We start from the raw sequence: 15,466 nt of genomic DNA, 5'->3' as shown, positions 1-15,466 counted from the left end.
TTCCACAGTTTTCGAGTTACATTGACAAGCCACGGTGAAGTGGCTAGAAGCCCGCCCGCATGAGATGGGCTTGATGCCCGCTAGCGGATGGTCCGTCACGACAATGACCCGGGACGGTCAAGAAGGCGGCTTGTGATCAACCGGAAAGTTCGGATTTAAATCGGCGCGAGTGACGCCGCAAAGCTTGTGCGCACGGATCACGAGTATAAACTCGGGCCAGTTTGAAGCCTGAGCAAGGAAGGTCAGTTTTCAGATGAATCTGCGCATATCGGGAAAGCACATGGATATCGGCGATGCGTTCCGCACACGCATCAACGATCGTGTCGGCGAAGCGATCGGCAAATATTTCGATCGCGGCTTCGCGGGACACGTCACCGTCATCAAGTCGGGCTCGCGCTATTCGGCGGATTGCATGATTCGGCTGGATTCCGGCGCCTCGCTGCAGGCCACGGGCGATGCCCAGGATCCGACGCTCGCCTTCGAGGCCGCCGCCGATCGGCTGGAGACCCGGCTTCGGCGCTACAAGCGCCGTCTGAAATCGCACAATTCGGGCAATGCCAATGGCGAGTTGACCGACATTGCCTATACCGTGATGGCACCGCTTGCCGATGACGATGAGGAGATCCCGGAGGATTTCGCACCGGCCATCGTCGCAGAATCGACCATGACGCTGAAGACCATGTCGGTGGCGTCGGCGGTCATCGAGCTCGATACCAAGGACAGTCCGGTGGTTGTTTTTCGCAATGCCGGAACCGACCATCTCAACATCGTCTATCGCCGGCCCGACGGAAACATCGGCTGGATCGATCCGTCCACGACCAAAGTCGCACAGGGATAAAAGCCGGCCGCACGAGGGGTGGGGACTGGCGCGGCAGGCGAACAAGGATTTTCAAGCATGGATCTGAGCGATCTTATCAGCGTTCCGGCGATTTTGCCGGCGTTGAAGGCGAACTCCAAGAAGCAGCTTCTGCAATTGCTGTCCGAGCGGGCAGCGGCGATTTCGGGCATTCCGGAACGGGAGGTGTTCGACACCATCCTGCAGCGCGAACGCCTGGGTTCGACCGGCGTCGGCAACGGCATCGCCATCCCGCACGGCAAGCTCGCCGGCGTGAAACGCATCGCCGGCGTTTTCGCCCGGCTGGAGACGCCGGTCGATTTCGAATCGCTGGATGACCAACCGGTCGATCTGGTGTTCCTGCTGCTGGCGCCCGAAGGGGCGGGTGCCGATCACCTCAAGGCGCTGTCGCGCATCGCGCGCGTGCTGCGCGACGCCGACACTGTGGCCAAGATCAGGGGGACGCGTGATGCCACGGCGATCCACGCGCTTTTGTCGGACACGCAGGCCTCGCACGCGGCCTGAAGCCATCCTTTTTTAAGATATCGCCCCAAGGGCCGCACTGAGCGGCCCTTTCGTTTCCGTCAACCGCCCGCCTTAGTGAATGGCGACGGTGGTCAGGTCGTTTTCCATGGCGCCGGCCAGGGCACGGTCACGCGCATCGGAAAGCAGGATCGGCTGGCCGTTGGCGCCAAACAGGGCCCACAGCTCCATGCCGGGCGCGATTTCGCCGATGTTGGGAAAGCGGCCGAGCAGCTCATCGCTCGAGACCTTGCGCAGATAGGCGACCGAGCCTTCGCCGAGATGGGCGAATTCGCCGCTGGTCATGGTGATGGTTTCGTCAGTTCTGGTCATTTCAAGCCTCCTTGGCGCGAGGACGCCGCTCAAGGCCATCCCGCATGAGAGCCATCGGTGAAGATCAGTCTTTCACCGAAATATTTATTTTCCGTACCAGCCGTTCAGACTCCGGCCGATCGAGATCGATCGACAAAAGGCCGTTCTTCAACTCCGCAGCGATCACGCGCATGCCGTCGGCCAGCACGAAGCAGCGCTGGAACTGGCGTGCGGCAATGCCGCGATGCAGGAATTCGCGTTCGGTGTCGTCGGTTTGACGGCCGCGCACGACCAACTGGTTTTCCTCCGTTGTCACATCGAGATCGCTTTCGGCGAAACCGGCGACGGCGAGCGTAATGCGTAGCCTCTCGGCCTTGCCGTCGGCACCGCTGAGGCGCTCGATGTTGTAGGGAGGGTAGCTGTCGCCGGACTTCGCCAGACGCTCCAGGGTCTTTTCCATGGCGTCGAAACCCAAAAGAAGCGGGCTGGAGAAAGGCGTCATTCGGCTCATGTTACACTGTCCTCTCAAGAGCGACATAAACTGGAAAAACCCAAATGGCATTTTTCCCGATGGCCTTGATATGGTCCGCCCCGCGGCGAACTTCAAGCCACCAAAAGACCCGCCCAAAAAGACCAATCGTGGACTCACAGGAATATTCGACATGGCGCTTGAAACGACGCGCGGATGCAAGGAGAAGCGCGCAGGCCGGGACCGTTCCCCGTCAAGCGGTTCGGCGGCTTGCAGCCGGTTGGCGTCTTTCGGGCGCATGATTGGCCCGGTGAGCTGATGGCCAGCCAAACAAGGAATTGAAATGCCCCAACCACGCAAGATCATCATCGACACCGATCCCGGCCAGGACGATGCCGTCGCCATTCTGTTGGCGCTCGGCAGCAGCGAACTGGACATCATCGGCATTACCGCCGTTGCCGGCAACGTGCCGCTGAAACTGACCGAAAAGAACGCCCGCAAGATCTGCGAACTGGCCGGCCGGCCCGATATCAAGGTCTATGCCGGCGCCATCCGTCCGCTGGCGCGCGAACTGGTCACCGCCGAGGAAGTGCATGGCAAGACCGGTCTCAACGGGCCGCAACTGCCGGAACCGACGATGAACCTGCAGGAGCAGCATGCCGTCGATTTCATTGTCCAGACGCTGATGAAGGAGGAGAGCGGCACCATCACGCTTTGCCCGCTCGGGCCGCTCACCAACATAGCGCTGGCATTGATCCGCGAACCGCGCATTGGACCGCGCATCAGGGAAATCGTGCTGATGGGCGGCGGCTTCTTCGAAGGCGGCAACGTCACGCCGACCGCCGAATTCAACATCTATGTCGATCCACAGGCCGCCGATCTGGTGTTCAAGTCCGGCATCCCGATCGTGATGATGCCGCTCGACGTCACCCACAAGGCGCTGACCACGTCCAAGCGCATCGCGGCCTTCCGCAAGCTTGGCAGCAAGGTCGGCATCGCCACGGCGGACATGCTCGAATTCTTCGAGCGTTACGACGAGGAGAAGTACGGCACCGACGGCGGGCCGTTGCACGACCCCTGCGTCATCGCCTACCTGTTGAGGCCGGACCTGTTCAAGGGCCGCAACTGCAACGTCAGCATCGAGACGGCCTCGGAACTGACCATGGGCATGACCGTGATCGACTGGTGGGGCGTGACCAAGCGGGCAAAGAACGCCATGGTGATGCGCGACATCGACCATGACGGCTTTTTCGCACTGCTGGTGGAGAGGCTGGGGCGGCTTAACTGACGTTTTGGACAGGCGACAAGCGAGCCTTGTCACTAGCGCGCGTTGTCACCCATTTTGCAATCGATAAGTGTCGACGCCGTGCTTGTGGTGTTGTCGTTCAATAGGAACGAGGGAGCCAATAAGATGCGGTCGCTCGACGTCGTCGTCGATCGATATCCGCGTGTTGTCGTCATCAAGGCGCACATCGTAGGTGTAGTATAGATTGTGACCTACCATGGCGTATGGGCTGATAGGCTTCACTCTGATGTATTCGACCACGGCCATCACGCGTTGGGTTGCGACGACCGGATTGGCCTGAAGCCCCACAATCGCAATGGATTTCATCAGCGCAAAGGCGCAGAAGAAAGCGACGCCGATCACGGCGTCGCTGTATTCGTCGTCCGTGAACAATGAAGTGGGTCAGGCTGCGCTGGATCTGGGGCGGCTTTGGAGTGCTGTGATGAGAAGCCACAAAAGCAGCCTGAACCATTTGATCAGGAGCGAGAAGTTGTAGCCGGCGGCGGCGAGGATGGCGTTGATGGCGTCGCCCTGTTCGCCGGCGAGGTAGTTGCGGCCCATGCGGTGCTCGGCCTTGATGTGGCCGATGACGGGTTCGACTGCCGATCGCCTGCGCATCTGACGCTTGATGGCAGGTGTGACGCGGCGCTTCTGGCCGGCGGTGAAGACCCTGAGCTTGTGGCTTTCAGGTGCGTTGTGGCCGCGATATCCGGCGTCGGCGAGGATGCGGCCGATTTCGTTGCCGATGGTCTTTTCCATGTCGGGGATAACGGTCGCGAGCGTATGGCCGTCATAGGGATTGCCGGGCAGTGCCTTAGCGTGCAGGGCGAACTGGCCGCCCTTCGAGCGTTCGAGCGTCGTGGCGATCGAGACCTTGACGCCGAACTCGTAAGGGGCATGCGCCTTGCCCTTGCCGATGCACTCGACCTCATGGGCGTGCAGGCTGTAGATTTTGCGGCCGCGCTGGCGCTGACGTTGCTCCAGAACCGCCGAGGCCTGGTAGAGCGGCCACTTGAAGCTCGCCTCGAGGTCCGTTTGGCCGGTGATCCGGCGGGAGATGTCGCGAATGGTGCGGCCGAGATAGGTCTTGAGCTTGCGCAGCGCCTTGTTGGCCCGTTTGAACTGCTTGGCGTGCGCGTAGCGCTGGTGCTTGATCAGCGCCAGCTTGCCGACCCGCACGTAGGTCTGGCGCAAATCGAGCCCCGCCTTCTTCGCCAGCCGCACCAGCCGCTCGCGCGCCCGATTGACGAGCTTGGCGTCGGTGGGGAACATCACGTTCTTCGGCTGCACGGTCGTGTCGACGATCACCCGGCGCGTATCGGCCGGCTTCATCGCTCCGCTCTTGACCGCCACCGCCAGGCTTTCTTGCAGGAGCGCCGTGATCGGCTCCTCGCCCATGCGCTGGCGCCAGCGCGTCATCGATGAGCGCTCGAAGGAGAGCTCGTGGCGGAAGAACTCTTCACCGCACAGATACTGGAAGTAGGGGTTCTCCACCCAGCGGGCGCACAGCTCCTCGTCCGACAAGTCGAAAGTGTGCTTCAGGATCGCAAGGCCCGCCATCAGTCGCGTCGGCAAGGGCGGCATGCCAGGACCGTCCGAATAGACCGCGCCGAAACGCTCCCCCAGCACCGGCCAGTCGATCGCCTGCGCCAGCCGCACCAACTCGTGCTTCATGTTGATGATCTGATCGAGCCTGGAGCGGAACAGGTCCTGCTCTCCCGTCTCGCGCTTCTCGCGTGGCCTGGACATTCGCCGTCCCCTCGATTCGCCCGCCAAAACGAGTGAATCACGCATCGGCGCACAAGGGAATCGTCAAATCGAATTGCAAGAAAACGGCAACCAGACACCGCAAATGTTGCAACGCTATTCCCGCATTCCTCACCGATTAGGAAACCAGATCAAAGCCTTGCGGATAGTTCACCGGCGACGTATTCGTATTGCCAAATAAGCAAGCGATCCCGAAAGGAAACGTTTGATTTGCGCATGTTGAAGAGTTGTGCAGCAGCGTACAATTCTTCAATATGTCTCTGCAAAAATTTATGAAGAAGGCGCTTTCATGGTTACTTCGCCTTCGAGAACGCCAGCCACAGGCCGCCGCCGACCATGAAGCTGCCGCTGATCCGCGACAGGAGCTTGACGCGGCCGGCCGACAACAGGCGACCGGCGCGGCCGGCGGCGAGCGCGTAGGTCGAATCCGACATGGCGGCGAAGATCATGGCGGTCAGGCCCATGACAACGATCTGCAGCGAATAATTGCCCTGCGGCGCGATGAACTGCGGGAAGAAGGCGCCGAAGAAGATCAGCGTCTTGGGATTGCTGAGCGCCACCAGCAGGCCCTGCAGGAAGAAGCCACCGCGTGGTTTGCGGGCGGTTCCGTCGGCGTTCAGCGTGCCCTTCGAGCGGAACATCTGTACGCCCATCCAGATCAGGTAGGCGGCGCCGATCAACCTGACCCACTCGAACCAGTGGCCCATGCCCGAGATCAGCGTGTTGAGGCCAATGCCGACGATGGCGATCATGACGGCGAGCCCGGCCTGCGTGCCGGCGACATTGGCGAGACCGGCACGAGTTCCGTGGCGGATGCTGTTTGCGATGATCAGCGTGACCGTCGGACCGGGCACCAGGATGATGACGACACAGGCAAGAACATAGGCGGCGTAGAGTTCCAGCGACATGATTATCCCTCGTAATGCCGCTATCGCGGCCTGTCAGACGACAATCAATGCATGGCGGCAAGGACGACGCAAGCCGGCGCGCGGCAAGCTTGGCTCAGGCGCCGGCCGGCCAGGGCAACGTCGTCTCATAGGCGGCCGCGGCCTTCAGCACGGCGAGATCGCCGCGTGGGCGGCCGATCAACTGCATGCCCATCGGCCCGCCCCTGTCGTCGAAGCCGACCGGCACATTGACCGCCGGGCAACCGCCCAAGGTGGCAAAGGCTGAAACCTGCATCCAGCGATGGTAGCTATCCATCGCTTGGCCCGCGACCTCGCGGGGCCAATGAATGCCGACCTCGAAGGGAAAGACCTGCGCGGTCGGCAGCGCAATGAGGTCGAAGCGGTCGAAGATCGACAGCAGCGCCCGGTGCCAGGAGGTGCGGACGACCGAGGCCGCGCGGATTTGCGGCGCCGTCAGCCGCATGGCGTTCTCCACCTCCCAGACGGCTTCCGGCTTCAGCAGGCCGCGCCTGGCAGGATCGTCATAGTGCACTTTGAGGGCGCAGCCGCTGCTGGCCTGGCGCAGCGTCACGAAGGCCTGCCAGAGTGCCTCGAAATCGAAATCCGGCAACAGCGGCTCCGTCAGGAAGGAGGCATCCGCGAATCGGTTGAGTGCTGCCTCGCACAGATCGAGGATGCCGGGTTCAATCGGCAGATGGCCGCCGAGGTCGCCGAGCCAGGCGATGCGGCCGCCGGCCGCCGCCGCGAGTCCTTCGAGGAAGGAGCCTTGCTTCTCATAGGATAGGGGTGCCTGCGGATGGTAACCGGCCTGCACGTCGAGCAACAGCGCCATGTCGGCGACGTTGCGGCCCATCGGCCCCTCGACGCCCATCTGCGCGTGGAAGACCTCCAAGTCGGGACCGCTGGGCACGAGCCCCTGCGATGGCCGAAAGCCGTAGACATTGTTCCAGGCCGCCGGGTTGCGCAGCGAGCCGCCGAAATCGCTGCCGTCGGCGATGGGCACCATGTCCAGTGCCAGCGCCACCGCCGCACCGCCGCTCGAGCCGCCGGCGGTGAGCGCCGGATCGAAAGCGTTCAGCGTCGGTCCGAACACGTTGTTGTAGGTGTTGGAGCCCAGCCCGAATTCGGGAACGTTGGTCTTGCCGATGATGATGGCGCCGGCCTTGCGGATGCGTTCGACGAAGAAATCGTCTTCTTGCGGTACGAAATCGGCGAAGATCGGCGAGCCGAACGAGGTCCTGAGGCCGGTGGTCGAGGCAAGGTCCTTGATGGCGATGGGGAGGCCAAAAAGGGAGCCGGTTCCGTCCGTCCGACTGACATCGGCGGCGTCGGCCTCGCGCAGGATGTCGGCGCGGTCGCGCAACGAGACGATGGCGTTGACCTGCGGATTGACCGCATCGATGCGATCGAGGAACGCCGTCACCACCTCGCGTACGGAGAGCTTCTTTCGGCGGATCGCGTCGGCGAGTTCGACAGCCGACAGGCGGCAGATCTCGCTGGCCGCGGGTACGGCATGTCTGGTGCGGGGGCGCATCATTTCAACGGGTTTCCTGCAAGGCCTGGTCGACGTCTTTCGCCAGCGGGATCGCCGGCTGGGCGCCGGGCTTGAGGCAGGCCAGCGAGCCGGCGGCGCCGGCTCGCGCCAGTGCCTGTTCGAGCGTGAAGCCCGACGCCAGGCCGGCCGCGAAATAGCCGCAGAAAGTGTCGCCGGCCCCGACCGTGTCGACCGGCGTGATCTTCAACGCGGGAACGGTCAGGAAATCGCTCGGCGTCGCCGCCATCACGCCTTCGCCGCCAAGCGTGACGACGATGGCGCGTCCGGTTTTCCTCGCAAAATCGCGCATGCGCGCCGCACGATCGCGACCCTTCAAAGCCAGCGCTTCACCATAGAGGTCGAACTCGGTCTCGTTGGCGACGACGTAGTCAGCCTTGCCGAGGAAGTCGGCCGCTTCGGCGTGGAACGGGGCCGTGTTGAGCACCGTGACCGCGCCGGCCGTCCTTGCCTGGTCGAGTGCCGCATCGATCGTCGCGAGCGGAATCTCATGCTGCAGCAGCACGACGTCGCCCTTTTTCAGAAAAGCCTTGGAGAGGTCGCCGGGCACCACGGAAGCATTGGCGCCGGGAACCACGGCGATGATGTTCTCGCCGTCGTCGCCGACCATGATCAGCGCCGTGCCGGTCGAGGCAAAGGTTTCTCCCACGCCTGACAGGTCGACCTTGGCCTCGCGCAGCAACGCCAGCGCTTCGGCTGCGAAAGTGTCCTTGCCGACGGCGCCGATCATGCGCACCTGAGCGCCGGCACGTGCGGCGGCGAGCGCCTGGTTGGCGCCCTTGCCGCCGGGCGCCGTCGTGAAACCGGAACCGCTCACCGTCTCACCGGGGCTCGGCAAGCGGTCGACATTGGCGATAAGGTCGAGGTTGATCGAGCCGACTACGATAATCAAAGAATGCCTCCTGCTGAATGCGCCGGAAGCTATCCTGTAAGATCATGGCTTTCCAGAGGATGCTGTTATGGCAGGCGCCAACGTGCTGCGCCATTTGCAGATCAGCAGGGTAATATCGTTTGTCAGTAGATAAGGCATCCGCGAAAGGCTTCGCCGGTGTTGCAGTATCAGTGTCCTTCAGGACGAAATCTGTCCCGCTTCCCAGCCCAGGATGGCGCGCTTGCGGGTCAGGCCCCAGTGATAGCCAGTGAGATCGCCTGATTTGCCGATGGCGCGGTGGCAAGGCACCACGAAAGAGAGCGGGTTGGCGCCGTTGGCGGCGCCGACCGCCCGGCTGGCGCTCGGCGCGCCGATGCTGGCGGCGATCGAGGAATAGGTGCGGGCCTTGCCCATCGGGATCCGCAACAAGGCTTCCCAGACGCGGACCTGGAAATCGGTGCCGATCATGACGACGTGCAGCGGCTGGTCGGCGCGCCACAGCGTCGGCTCGAAGATGCGCGCGGCATAGGGGCCTGTCGCTTCCCTGTCCTCGACATAGAGGGCGTTGGGCCAGCGGCTGGACATGTCGGCGAAGGCGGCGCGCTCCTCGCCGGCGTCGCAGAAGGCGAGGCCGGCAAGCCCGCGGTCCGTGGCCATGATCAGGGCGGTGCCGAAGGGAGAGGGATGATAGCCGTAGCGGATGGTGAGGCCAGCACCGCGCGTCTTGTAGTCGCCCGGCGACATCGCCTCATGAGTGACGAACAGGTCGTGCAGTCGGCCGGGGCCGGACATGCCCAGTTCGAATGAGGTTTCGAGCAGCGGCATGCCGGAATCGAGCAGCTTGCGCGCATGATCCAGCGTCACCGCCTGCAGAAAGGCCTTGGGCGACAGGCCGGCCCAGCGGGTGAAGAGTTTTTGCAAGCCGGTCGGCGTCTCGCCGACCTCTTCGGCGAGTTCCTCCAGCGATGGCTGGTCGCGATAGTCGAGGCTGATCTTCTCGATGGCGCGGCGCACGATTTCGTAGTCGCTGCCTTCGGGCGTGATGTCCTTCTCGAGGACTGCCGTGTGTGTGCTCATGGACCTGTCTCCTTGGGCTGGAATATCGCCCCTTGGGGCGCCGATCGCCACCCGAAACTTGCCTTCTTGCAGCACTTGTCCAGATAGACTCGGGATTCGAGCCAGGGAGCCGCTGATGGCCGGCGAAAAAGTACATTTGACGGGGGCGAAAGAGACCTTGCTCATGACGCTCTACGGCAAGGCGCTGGAGAGCCGGATGCCGGATTCGCTGCTTGGGGATCATTTCGCGGACGCGGCAGTGCGCAAGATCGACTATGATTTCGCCAGGCTCAAGGTCGACGAGAATCTCGGCATCGGCCTGGCGATCCGAGCCAAGACATTGGACGTCCGTGTCAAGGATTTCCTGGCCAGAAATCCTGGCGCCATCGTGCTGCATCTGGGTTGCGGGCTTGATACCCGCATCTTCCGGGTCGATCCCTCACCGGGAGTGGACTGGTTCGATGTCGACTATCCCGAGGTGATCGGACTCAGGCGCAAGCTCTACCCGTTGCGCGACCATTACCACGTCATCGCTTCGTCGGTGACCGAGCCCGGCTGGTTGGCTGACGTACCCAGCAACCGCCCGGCCATCGTGGTGGCGGAAGGGCTGACGCCCTATCTCCCGGCGGACGAAGGGCTGCGCCTGCTTTCACGGCTTGTCTCGCATCTTGCCGGGGGCGAACTGATGTTCGACGCCTACAGCCGTTTCGGGCTGATGCTGCTTCGGCTCAACCCGACCATCAAGGCGACGGGCGCCGAGGTCCACTGGGCGATCGACGACCCGCACGAGCTGGAAAGGGCGATTCCGAAGCTGCGCTTTGTCGAGGATATCTCAGCCTATAAGCCTGAGCACGCTGCTCGCATGGGCTGGTCCGCCAAGCTGTTCGTCCGCCTCTGGAAGTACATTCCGGCGCTGCGCAAGATCGGCAGGCTGCTGCGTTATCGCTTCTGACGGAAAACCGCTTCACACTTTTGCTGGAGTTGCTTCTAGCGCGCCTTGGCGGTCGCCAGCGCGCGCGAGAAGGCGGTGGCAAAGCTCTCGCGGGAATCGGGGTCGAGGAAGCCGCCGATCGGCACGTTCTGCCCCTGTGCTTCCACGGTCATTCCGGTGATGCCGATCTCGGCGTGACGCGCGACCGAAAACCGTGCCCAGAACGGATTGAAGCGATGCGCTTCCGACTTTCCCGAAGGGGCCGTCTTGCGGATATCGAGGCTGGTGCGCGAGACCGACACTTCCTCGCGGGCGCGGGCAGCCCGATAATTGACGCGGAAGGCGATATAGACTGCAACCACGTCGAGGCCGAAGAAGCCGAACACCGGCCAGGCGCCACGCGACAGGAAAAACGCACCCGTCACCAGCCAGCCGAAAAGCAGCGCGCCCATCAGGATCACGAAGCCCGTCCTGCCCAGCGACCGATGTGGGGTCAGCAATGCGTGAAAGAAGGGCTCGTCAGCCTGGAACGAGGCGTTTGTATCGCTCATGACAGACTATTATAGGAGGGAAATGGCGCGCCCCAAGTCCAAAGAATCATCCATGTCCGAAAAAGAGCCGCCGCCCGGACGGCGCGATGGCTCCAACGCCAAGCCGCGTCCACGGCCCGTGCGGCGGACTTCGCGCTACACCCCGGCTGAAGTGCATGAAATATTCCGGCGCTTTTCGGTGCAGCGGCCGGAGCCGAAAGGCGAGCTCGAACACGTCAACCCCTTCACGCTGCTGGTTGCGGTGGTGCTGTCGGCGCAAGCGACCGATGCCGGCGTCAACAAGGCGACGCGTGCCTTGTTCAAGGCCGCCGATACGCCGCAAAAGATGCTGGCGCTGGGTGAAGCCAAGGTCGGCGACTACATCAGGACCATCGGGCTCTGGCGCAACAAGGCCAAGAACGTCATGGCACTATCGGAGGCGTTGATCCGCGACCATGGCGGCGAGGTGCCGGATGACCGCGATGAGCTGGTCAAGCTGCCTGGTGTCGGGCGCAAGACCGCCAATGTCGTGCTCAACATGGCCTTCGGCCAGCATACGATGGCGGTCGACACCCACATTTTGCGCATCGGCAACCGACTTGGCCTGGCGCCTGGCAAGACCCCGGAACAGGTCGAGCAGGGACTTTTGGAGATCATCCCGGACGAATATATGCGCCATGCGCATCACTGGCTGATCCTGCATGGCCGCTATGTCTGCAAGGCGCGCAAGCCGGATTGCCCGGCCTGCGTCATCGCCGATATCTGCAAGGCGGAGGTGAAGACGACCAGCATTCCGGCACCGCTGGTGCCGATCGCCCCGCTCGAAACCTTGGTTGCAGAAGATCAGGTGCCGTAGCCACGCGCCATCGCCGCCGCGAAGACCGGGATCAGCAGGAATACGAACGCCTCGGCGCGGATAAACGTCTTTACCGAGGCCAGTTCGCCCGAGGGCGCGCCGAAGGAAGGATTGGCGCTGGCCTGCCTGTTCCAGGAAATGAAACGGACGGTCGGGACGATCGACAGCAGGCCGACGATGCCGAACGCCGCCATCTTGGCCCAGAACACCCAGTTGTGGACGTAGAACTCCCAACCCTTGAGGCCCCAGACGACACGGCCGATGCCGACGATGATGATGAGCGCGGCGATGATGCCGTAGTGGCGGTCGATGCCGGCGAGCCGCTTGAGCGTGGCGGCCGGCATATCGCCACGGATCAGCACGAATTCGGCGCCGATGATCCCGGCCAGCGAGAACACCAGCACATGGTGGAGGATGGCGAGCACGAGGTCGGTGGTGTCCATGTGGTTTTCCTTGGATCGGCGGCACCGGCCGGCGCCTGAATGAATGGGACGCGCTGAATCAGCCCATGTCGAAAATAACACCGCCGCGCGAAAATCCCATAGCGCGGCCCGGATGTCATCAAGGCTGCCGGACGTTGCGGCTTTGTCCTGGATGACGGTTCCTGGTTCCCTGGCTCTTGCACCGCGCCGGCGATTTGCTAACCGCAGGCCGTAACGCGAGGCAAAATGCAATGAACACGACGCAAGCGACCATCGCTCCGGTCATCGAGACGCCGCGAACCATTCTGCGGGCACACCGGCTCGGTGATTTCGATGCCTATGCCGCGATGTGGGCTGATCCAGTCGTCACCCGTTTCATCGGCGGCAAGCCCCGCACACGCGAAGAAAGCTGGATGCGCTTCCTGCGTCACGCAGGCCTGTGGTCGCTGCTGGGCTACGGATTCTGGGCCATCGAAGAAAAGGCCACCGGCCATTTTATCGGTGAAGCCGGTTTTCATGATCTGAAGCGTGAGATGCAGCCGTCGATTGAAGGCATTCCGGAGGCCGGATGGGCGCTGGCGGCGGCCGCGCACGGGGCGGGTCTTGCCTCCGAGGTCGTCGGCCGCGTCCTGGCATGGGGCGAAGAGACGTTCGGGTCTGTCAGAACCGTCTGCATCATCGATCCCGAGAACACCGCCTCCTTGAACGTCGCAACGAAATGCGGCTACCGGGAAGCGGTGCGAACCGTCTATCACGACGCCCCGACAATCCTGCTGGAGCGGCTGTCCTGAGGCAGTTCTAGCCCCTTTCGCCGCCGACATAGGCGCGAACCGCCGAAAGCGTATGGAGGCTCGGGCTGGCGACCAGCGCCTGAACGAGGACTTCGAAATTTAGCGGCCCTTTTCAAGAGCCGCGGGAGCTAAGGCAGAGTCTCCGCCGCGAGGCTCGGGCGCTTTCACACGTTGCAGGAAAGCCGCATCGACGGGCTTATGCCTGCTCGAGCGGCGCAGGTCCGGGAAGCTTCAAGGTGTTCACCAGCGTCGCGAGATCGGGCTCGTCGATGAGCATCGCGGCGTCGACCGGCGCCAGCCAAGCCCGCTGCCGCCGTTTGGCTTCCTGCCAGTCGGCAAGCTCTTCCGTCACTTCCAGCAGAAACACGACGACGTCGACGCGGACAAAGCGGTTGGCCAAGCGTTTCCAGTAGGAATACGTGCCCGCCGGCTGCTTCAGCGTCTTGCCAACCACGCCGGCTTCCTCCAGCGCCTCGATGGTGGCTGCCTTGCGCCCGTTCTTGCCTTTCATAGGCCACCCCTTGGGCACGATGAAGCGTCTCGTCGTTCTCGATGTGACCAGCATCACCTCGATGTCACCGTGAGTGTTCAGCCGAAAGGGAATCGCCGCCACCTGGCGGATCCTTTGGCCATTCTCGGCCTGGCGTACGGCCTTTTTCTTGGTGGCTGCCATCTCAACAATCCAGTCGCTGTAATGCCCCTTAGCGTGATGCGACGCCTTTGCAAAATCCAAACTACCGCAGGGGCACCCAAAGTGCCCTATCATGTAAGTCGGCTAAATAAAAGAAGGTTGCCCGGCTGTCAGCGGCAGGTGCTGACGGCGGTATTGCCGATTATCTGCATCTGGCAGCTCGGCCTGACCTGCGGAACGACAGGCGGAGGCTGCTGGACGATGACGCGATCCTGGGCACGATATTGCTGTTGCTGCTGCTGAAATTGCTGCCGCTGAATCCGGTTCTGCAAGGCTTGCAGATCATCTTGCTGGATGAGCATATTGTTTCTGACGGCTGGATTGAGCACCTGCGCGGAAGCGGGCGACGTAATGCCGGCGGCACCAGCCAGCATTGCCAGTACGAAAATCATCGGCGAACGACGCGTGTACATCCGCTCATTCCTGCAAAAAAATCTCATCACACCAGATATATAGGGTGTTTGTCCGGCGATGCCATGGCGGGAATGTTGACCGCCCTCACTCCAACCGCGACGTGGACCTCAACAACCAGATCGCGACGCCCTGGCGCTGACAGGTGCGTGCAAGGCTTGGCTTCACGCAACAGATGGGCGCGTTCTACCTGCAGCCGACCTTGCAGTTCGACGCGCGCTGGCTGCGTGTTTCCGGAAAGGAAGAAGGGTCGGTTGCCGGTTTCAACTTCGATGGATCGGCAGACACCTTCTATGCGGCGACGCCGGCGCTCGAAATCGGAACCGACATCGCACTCAGCGATATTGCCAGTCTTCGCCTCTATGGAAAGGCCGGGGTGGAGTTTTCCACCAAGCAGTGGGAGATCGAAGGCCGCTTTGCGGCTGCGGAGAATCTGCCCGGCAACCCGGCATTGCACTTGACGGAAGCGATCGATTCGCCGCTCTATCGGGCCGGCGCCGGCCTCGAGTTGAATGGCGTCAATGGTGTCGGCATGTCCGTCAGGTATAATGGCGCCTTCGGGGAAACGGTCAAACAGAATGCAGTCAGCGCGTCTCTCAAGGTCAGTTTCTAGGCTGGCTCAGGGCCGGGCCGGGCGAGAGAGATCTTGATGAGGAAATACGCGTATTTCGCAGCAGTGCTGGGTGCTGCCTGTATCGCCGGCCTGCCGGCCATGGCGGCGCAAACCAAGAGCGACAAGGTGGCGGCAACACCGCCCGCCGCAGTCGCCGCGCCGCAGCTGCCCGGCGGTGCATCGGCCTTGTCCGAAACCCATGGCGACTGGACGGTCAATTGCCAGATATCGGGCACGAACAAGGTCTGCAGCCTGTCGCATCAGCAATTCAACAAGCAAAGCAACCAGCGACTGCTGGCGATCGAACTGTCGAGCAAGACCGGCGAGGATGCGAGCGGAACCCTTGCCCTGCCGTTCGGCCTGGCGCTTGCCAAGGGTGTCGCGCTGACCATAGACGACCAGAAGCTCGACGGCAGCCTTCCATTCAACACCTGCCAGGTGGTCGGCTGCCTGGTGCCGGTGGCGTTCGATGCCAATGTCACGCCGCTGCTGAAGAACGGCACCACGCTGAAGATCGACGCGTTCGCGGCCGATACCGGGCAAGTCGTAAGCTTTTCCATTCCGCTCAACGGCTTCGGCGGGGCGCTTGCCCGCACGGCGGAGCTTTTGGCCAATTGACGGCTTAGAGCGGTTCAGCGTTTGAT

20 protein-coding genes are annotated in these 15,466 nt (G+C 62.6%); 8 read left to right on the top strand and 12 right to left on the bottom strand.

Going from position 1 to position 15,466, the window contains the following annotated elements; genetic code table 11:
- Positions 1 to 253: 253 nt before the first annotated feature.
- Positions 254 to 838, top strand: a complete 585-nt coding sequence (gene raiA / locus FJW08_RS16865) for a ribosome-associated translation inhibitor RaiA (protein ID WP_027143036.1) — start codon at positions 254 to 256, stop codon at positions 836 to 838.
- Between the two features lie 57 nt (positions 839 to 895).
- Positions 896 to 1,360: a PTS IIA-like nitrogen regulatory protein PtsN gene (gene ptsN / locus FJW08_RS16860; protein WP_010911486.1), complete on the top strand. Its 465-nt coding sequence runs from the start codon at positions 896 to 898 to the stop codon at positions 1,358 to 1,360.
- Positions 1,361 to 1,432: 72 nt separating this feature from the next.
- Here ptsN and FJW08_RS16855 read toward each other — a convergent pair whose 3' ends face one another.
- A complete protein-coding gene (locus tag FJW08_RS16855; RefSeq protein ID WP_015315721.1) occupies positions 1,433 to 1,690 on the bottom strand; it encodes a DUF1150 family protein in 258 nt (85 codons plus the stop codon).
- 64 nt (positions 1,691 to 1,754) lie between these two features.
- Positions 1,755 to 2,180, bottom strand: coding sequence for an Hsp20 family protein (locus tag FJW08_RS16850; protein WP_013893014.1), 426 nt, complete (start codon positions 2,178 to 2,180; stop codon positions 1,755 to 1,757).
- Between the two features lie 301 nt (positions 2,181 to 2,481).
- Between FJW08_RS16850 and FJW08_RS16845 the strand changes: the two genes are divergently transcribed.
- On the top strand, positions 2,482 to 3,426 hold the full coding sequence (locus FJW08_RS16845; protein WP_140811544.1) for a nucleoside hydrolase: 945 nt from the start codon (positions 2,482 to 2,484) through the stop codon (positions 3,424 to 3,426).
- A 45-nt stretch (positions 3,427 to 3,471) separates the two neighbouring features.
- Here the strand turns inward: FJW08_RS16845 and FJW08_RS16840 are convergent, their stop codons facing one another.
- The 6 genes from FJW08_RS16840 to FJW08_RS16815 all read right to left on the bottom strand — a co-directional run bounded on the left by FJW08_RS16840 (position 3,472) and on the right by FJW08_RS16815 (position 9,598).
- Positions 3,472 to 3,816: a hypothetical protein gene (locus tag FJW08_RS16840; protein WP_140811543.1), complete on the bottom strand. Its 345-nt coding sequence runs from the start codon at positions 3,814 to 3,816 to the stop codon at positions 3,472 to 3,474.
- Positions 3,817 to 3,825: 9 nt separating this feature from the next.
- Entirely contained in the window at positions 3,826 to 5,172 is a 1,347-nt protein-coding gene (locus tag FJW08_RS16835) for an IS5 family transposase (protein WP_140811542.1), read from the bottom strand.
- 311 nt (positions 5,173 to 5,483) lie between these two features.
- Positions 5,484 to 6,098, bottom strand: coding sequence for a LysE family translocator (locus tag FJW08_RS16830; protein ID WP_140756249.1), 615 nt, complete (start codon positions 6,096 to 6,098; stop codon positions 5,484 to 5,486).
- A 94-nt stretch (positions 6,099 to 6,192) separates the two neighbouring features.
- Entirely contained in the window at positions 6,193 to 7,635 is a 1,443-nt protein-coding gene (locus FJW08_RS16825) for an amidase (protein ID WP_140811541.1), read from the bottom strand.
- A 1-nt stretch (position 7,636) separates the two neighbouring features.
- Entirely contained in the window at positions 7,637 to 8,542 is a 906-nt protein-coding gene (locus tag FJW08_RS16820; protein ID WP_140811539.1) for a ribokinase, read from the bottom strand.
- A gap of 177 nt (positions 8,543 to 8,719) precedes the next feature.
- Positions 8,720 to 9,598, bottom strand: coding sequence for a bifunctional helix-turn-helix domain-containing protein/methylated-DNA--[protein]-cysteine S-methyltransferase (locus FJW08_RS16815; protein ID WP_140811538.1), 879 nt, complete (start codon positions 9,596 to 9,598; stop codon positions 8,720 to 8,722).
- Positions 9,599 to 9,713: 115 nt separating this feature from the next.
- On the opposite strand from FJW08_RS16815, the gene FJW08_RS16810 reads away from it, so the two are divergent.
- A complete protein-coding gene (locus FJW08_RS16810; protein WP_140811537.1) occupies positions 9,714 to 10,529 on the top strand; it encodes a class I SAM-dependent methyltransferase in 816 nt (271 codons plus the stop codon).
- Between the two features lie 35 nt (positions 10,530 to 10,564).
- Here FJW08_RS16810 and FJW08_RS16805 read toward each other — a convergent pair whose 3' ends face one another.
- Complete coding sequence (locus FJW08_RS16805) at positions 10,565 to 11,059, bottom strand: DUF2244 domain-containing protein (protein WP_140756239.1); 495 nt, start codon at positions 11,057 to 11,059, stop codon at positions 10,565 to 10,567.
- 22 nt (positions 11,060 to 11,081) lie between these two features.
- On the opposite strand from FJW08_RS16805, the gene nth reads away from it, so the two are divergent.
- The gene (gene nth, locus FJW08_RS16800) at positions 11,082 to 11,894 is read left to right on the top strand and encodes an endonuclease III (RefSeq protein ID WP_140811536.1); all 813 of its coding nucleotides are present in this window, start codon (positions 11,082 to 11,084) and stop codon (positions 11,892 to 11,894) included.
- Here the strand turns inward: nth and FJW08_RS16795 are convergent.
- On the bottom strand, positions 11,882 to 12,337 hold the full coding sequence (locus FJW08_RS16795; protein ID WP_140811535.1) for a DUF2214 family protein: 456 nt from the start codon (positions 12,335 to 12,337) through the stop codon (positions 11,882 to 11,884). The genes nth and FJW08_RS16795 overlap by 13 nt on opposite strands.
- Positions 12,338 to 12,567: 230 nt before the next feature.
- On the opposite strand from FJW08_RS16795, the gene FJW08_RS16790 reads away from it, so the two are divergent.
- Complete coding sequence (locus FJW08_RS16790) at positions 12,568 to 13,107, top strand: GNAT family N-acetyltransferase (RefSeq protein ID WP_140756490.1); 540 nt, start codon at positions 12,568 to 12,570, stop codon at positions 13,105 to 13,107.
- 196 nt (positions 13,108 to 13,303) lie between these two features.
- Here FJW08_RS16790 and FJW08_RS16785 read toward each other — a convergent pair whose 3' ends face one another.
- Together FJW08_RS16785 and FJW08_RS16780 are read right to left on the bottom strand one after the other, a co-directional pair.
- The gene (locus FJW08_RS16785) at positions 13,304 to 13,780 is read right to left on the bottom strand and encodes an NUDIX hydrolase (protein ID WP_140811534.1); all 477 of its coding nucleotides are present in this window, start codon (positions 13,778 to 13,780) and stop codon (positions 13,304 to 13,306) included.
- 128 nt (positions 13,781 to 13,908) lie between these two features.
- Complete coding sequence (locus FJW08_RS16780; RefSeq protein WP_224597271.1) at positions 13,909 to 14,190, bottom strand: hypothetical protein; 282 nt, start codon at positions 14,188 to 14,190, stop codon at positions 13,909 to 13,911.
- A 221-nt stretch (positions 14,191 to 14,411) separates the two neighbouring features.
- Here FJW08_RS16780 and FJW08_RS16775 point away from each other — a divergent pair, with 221 nt between their 5' ends.
- Positions 14,412 to 14,822 (top strand): hypothetical protein, encoded by a 411-nt coding sequence (locus FJW08_RS16775; protein ID WP_246682399.1) that lies wholly within the window; start codon positions 14,412 to 14,414, stop codon positions 14,820 to 14,822.
- 36 nt (positions 14,823 to 14,858) lie between these two features.
- A complete protein-coding gene (locus FJW08_RS16770; RefSeq protein WP_140756230.1) occupies positions 14,859 to 15,440 on the top strand; it encodes an invasion associated locus B family protein in 582 nt (193 codons plus the stop codon).
- Positions 15,441 to 15,466: the final 26 nt, after the last annotated feature.

The sequence above is a fragment of the Mesorhizobium sp. B3-2-1 genome, from assembly GCF_006439515.1.
Classification (GTDB): Bacteria; Pseudomonadota; Alphaproteobacteria; order Rhizobiales; family Rhizobiaceae; genus Mesorhizobium.
The sequence above is the reverse complement of the archived record's forward strand: the minus strand, read 5'-3'. Positions and strand labels throughout refer to the sequence as shown.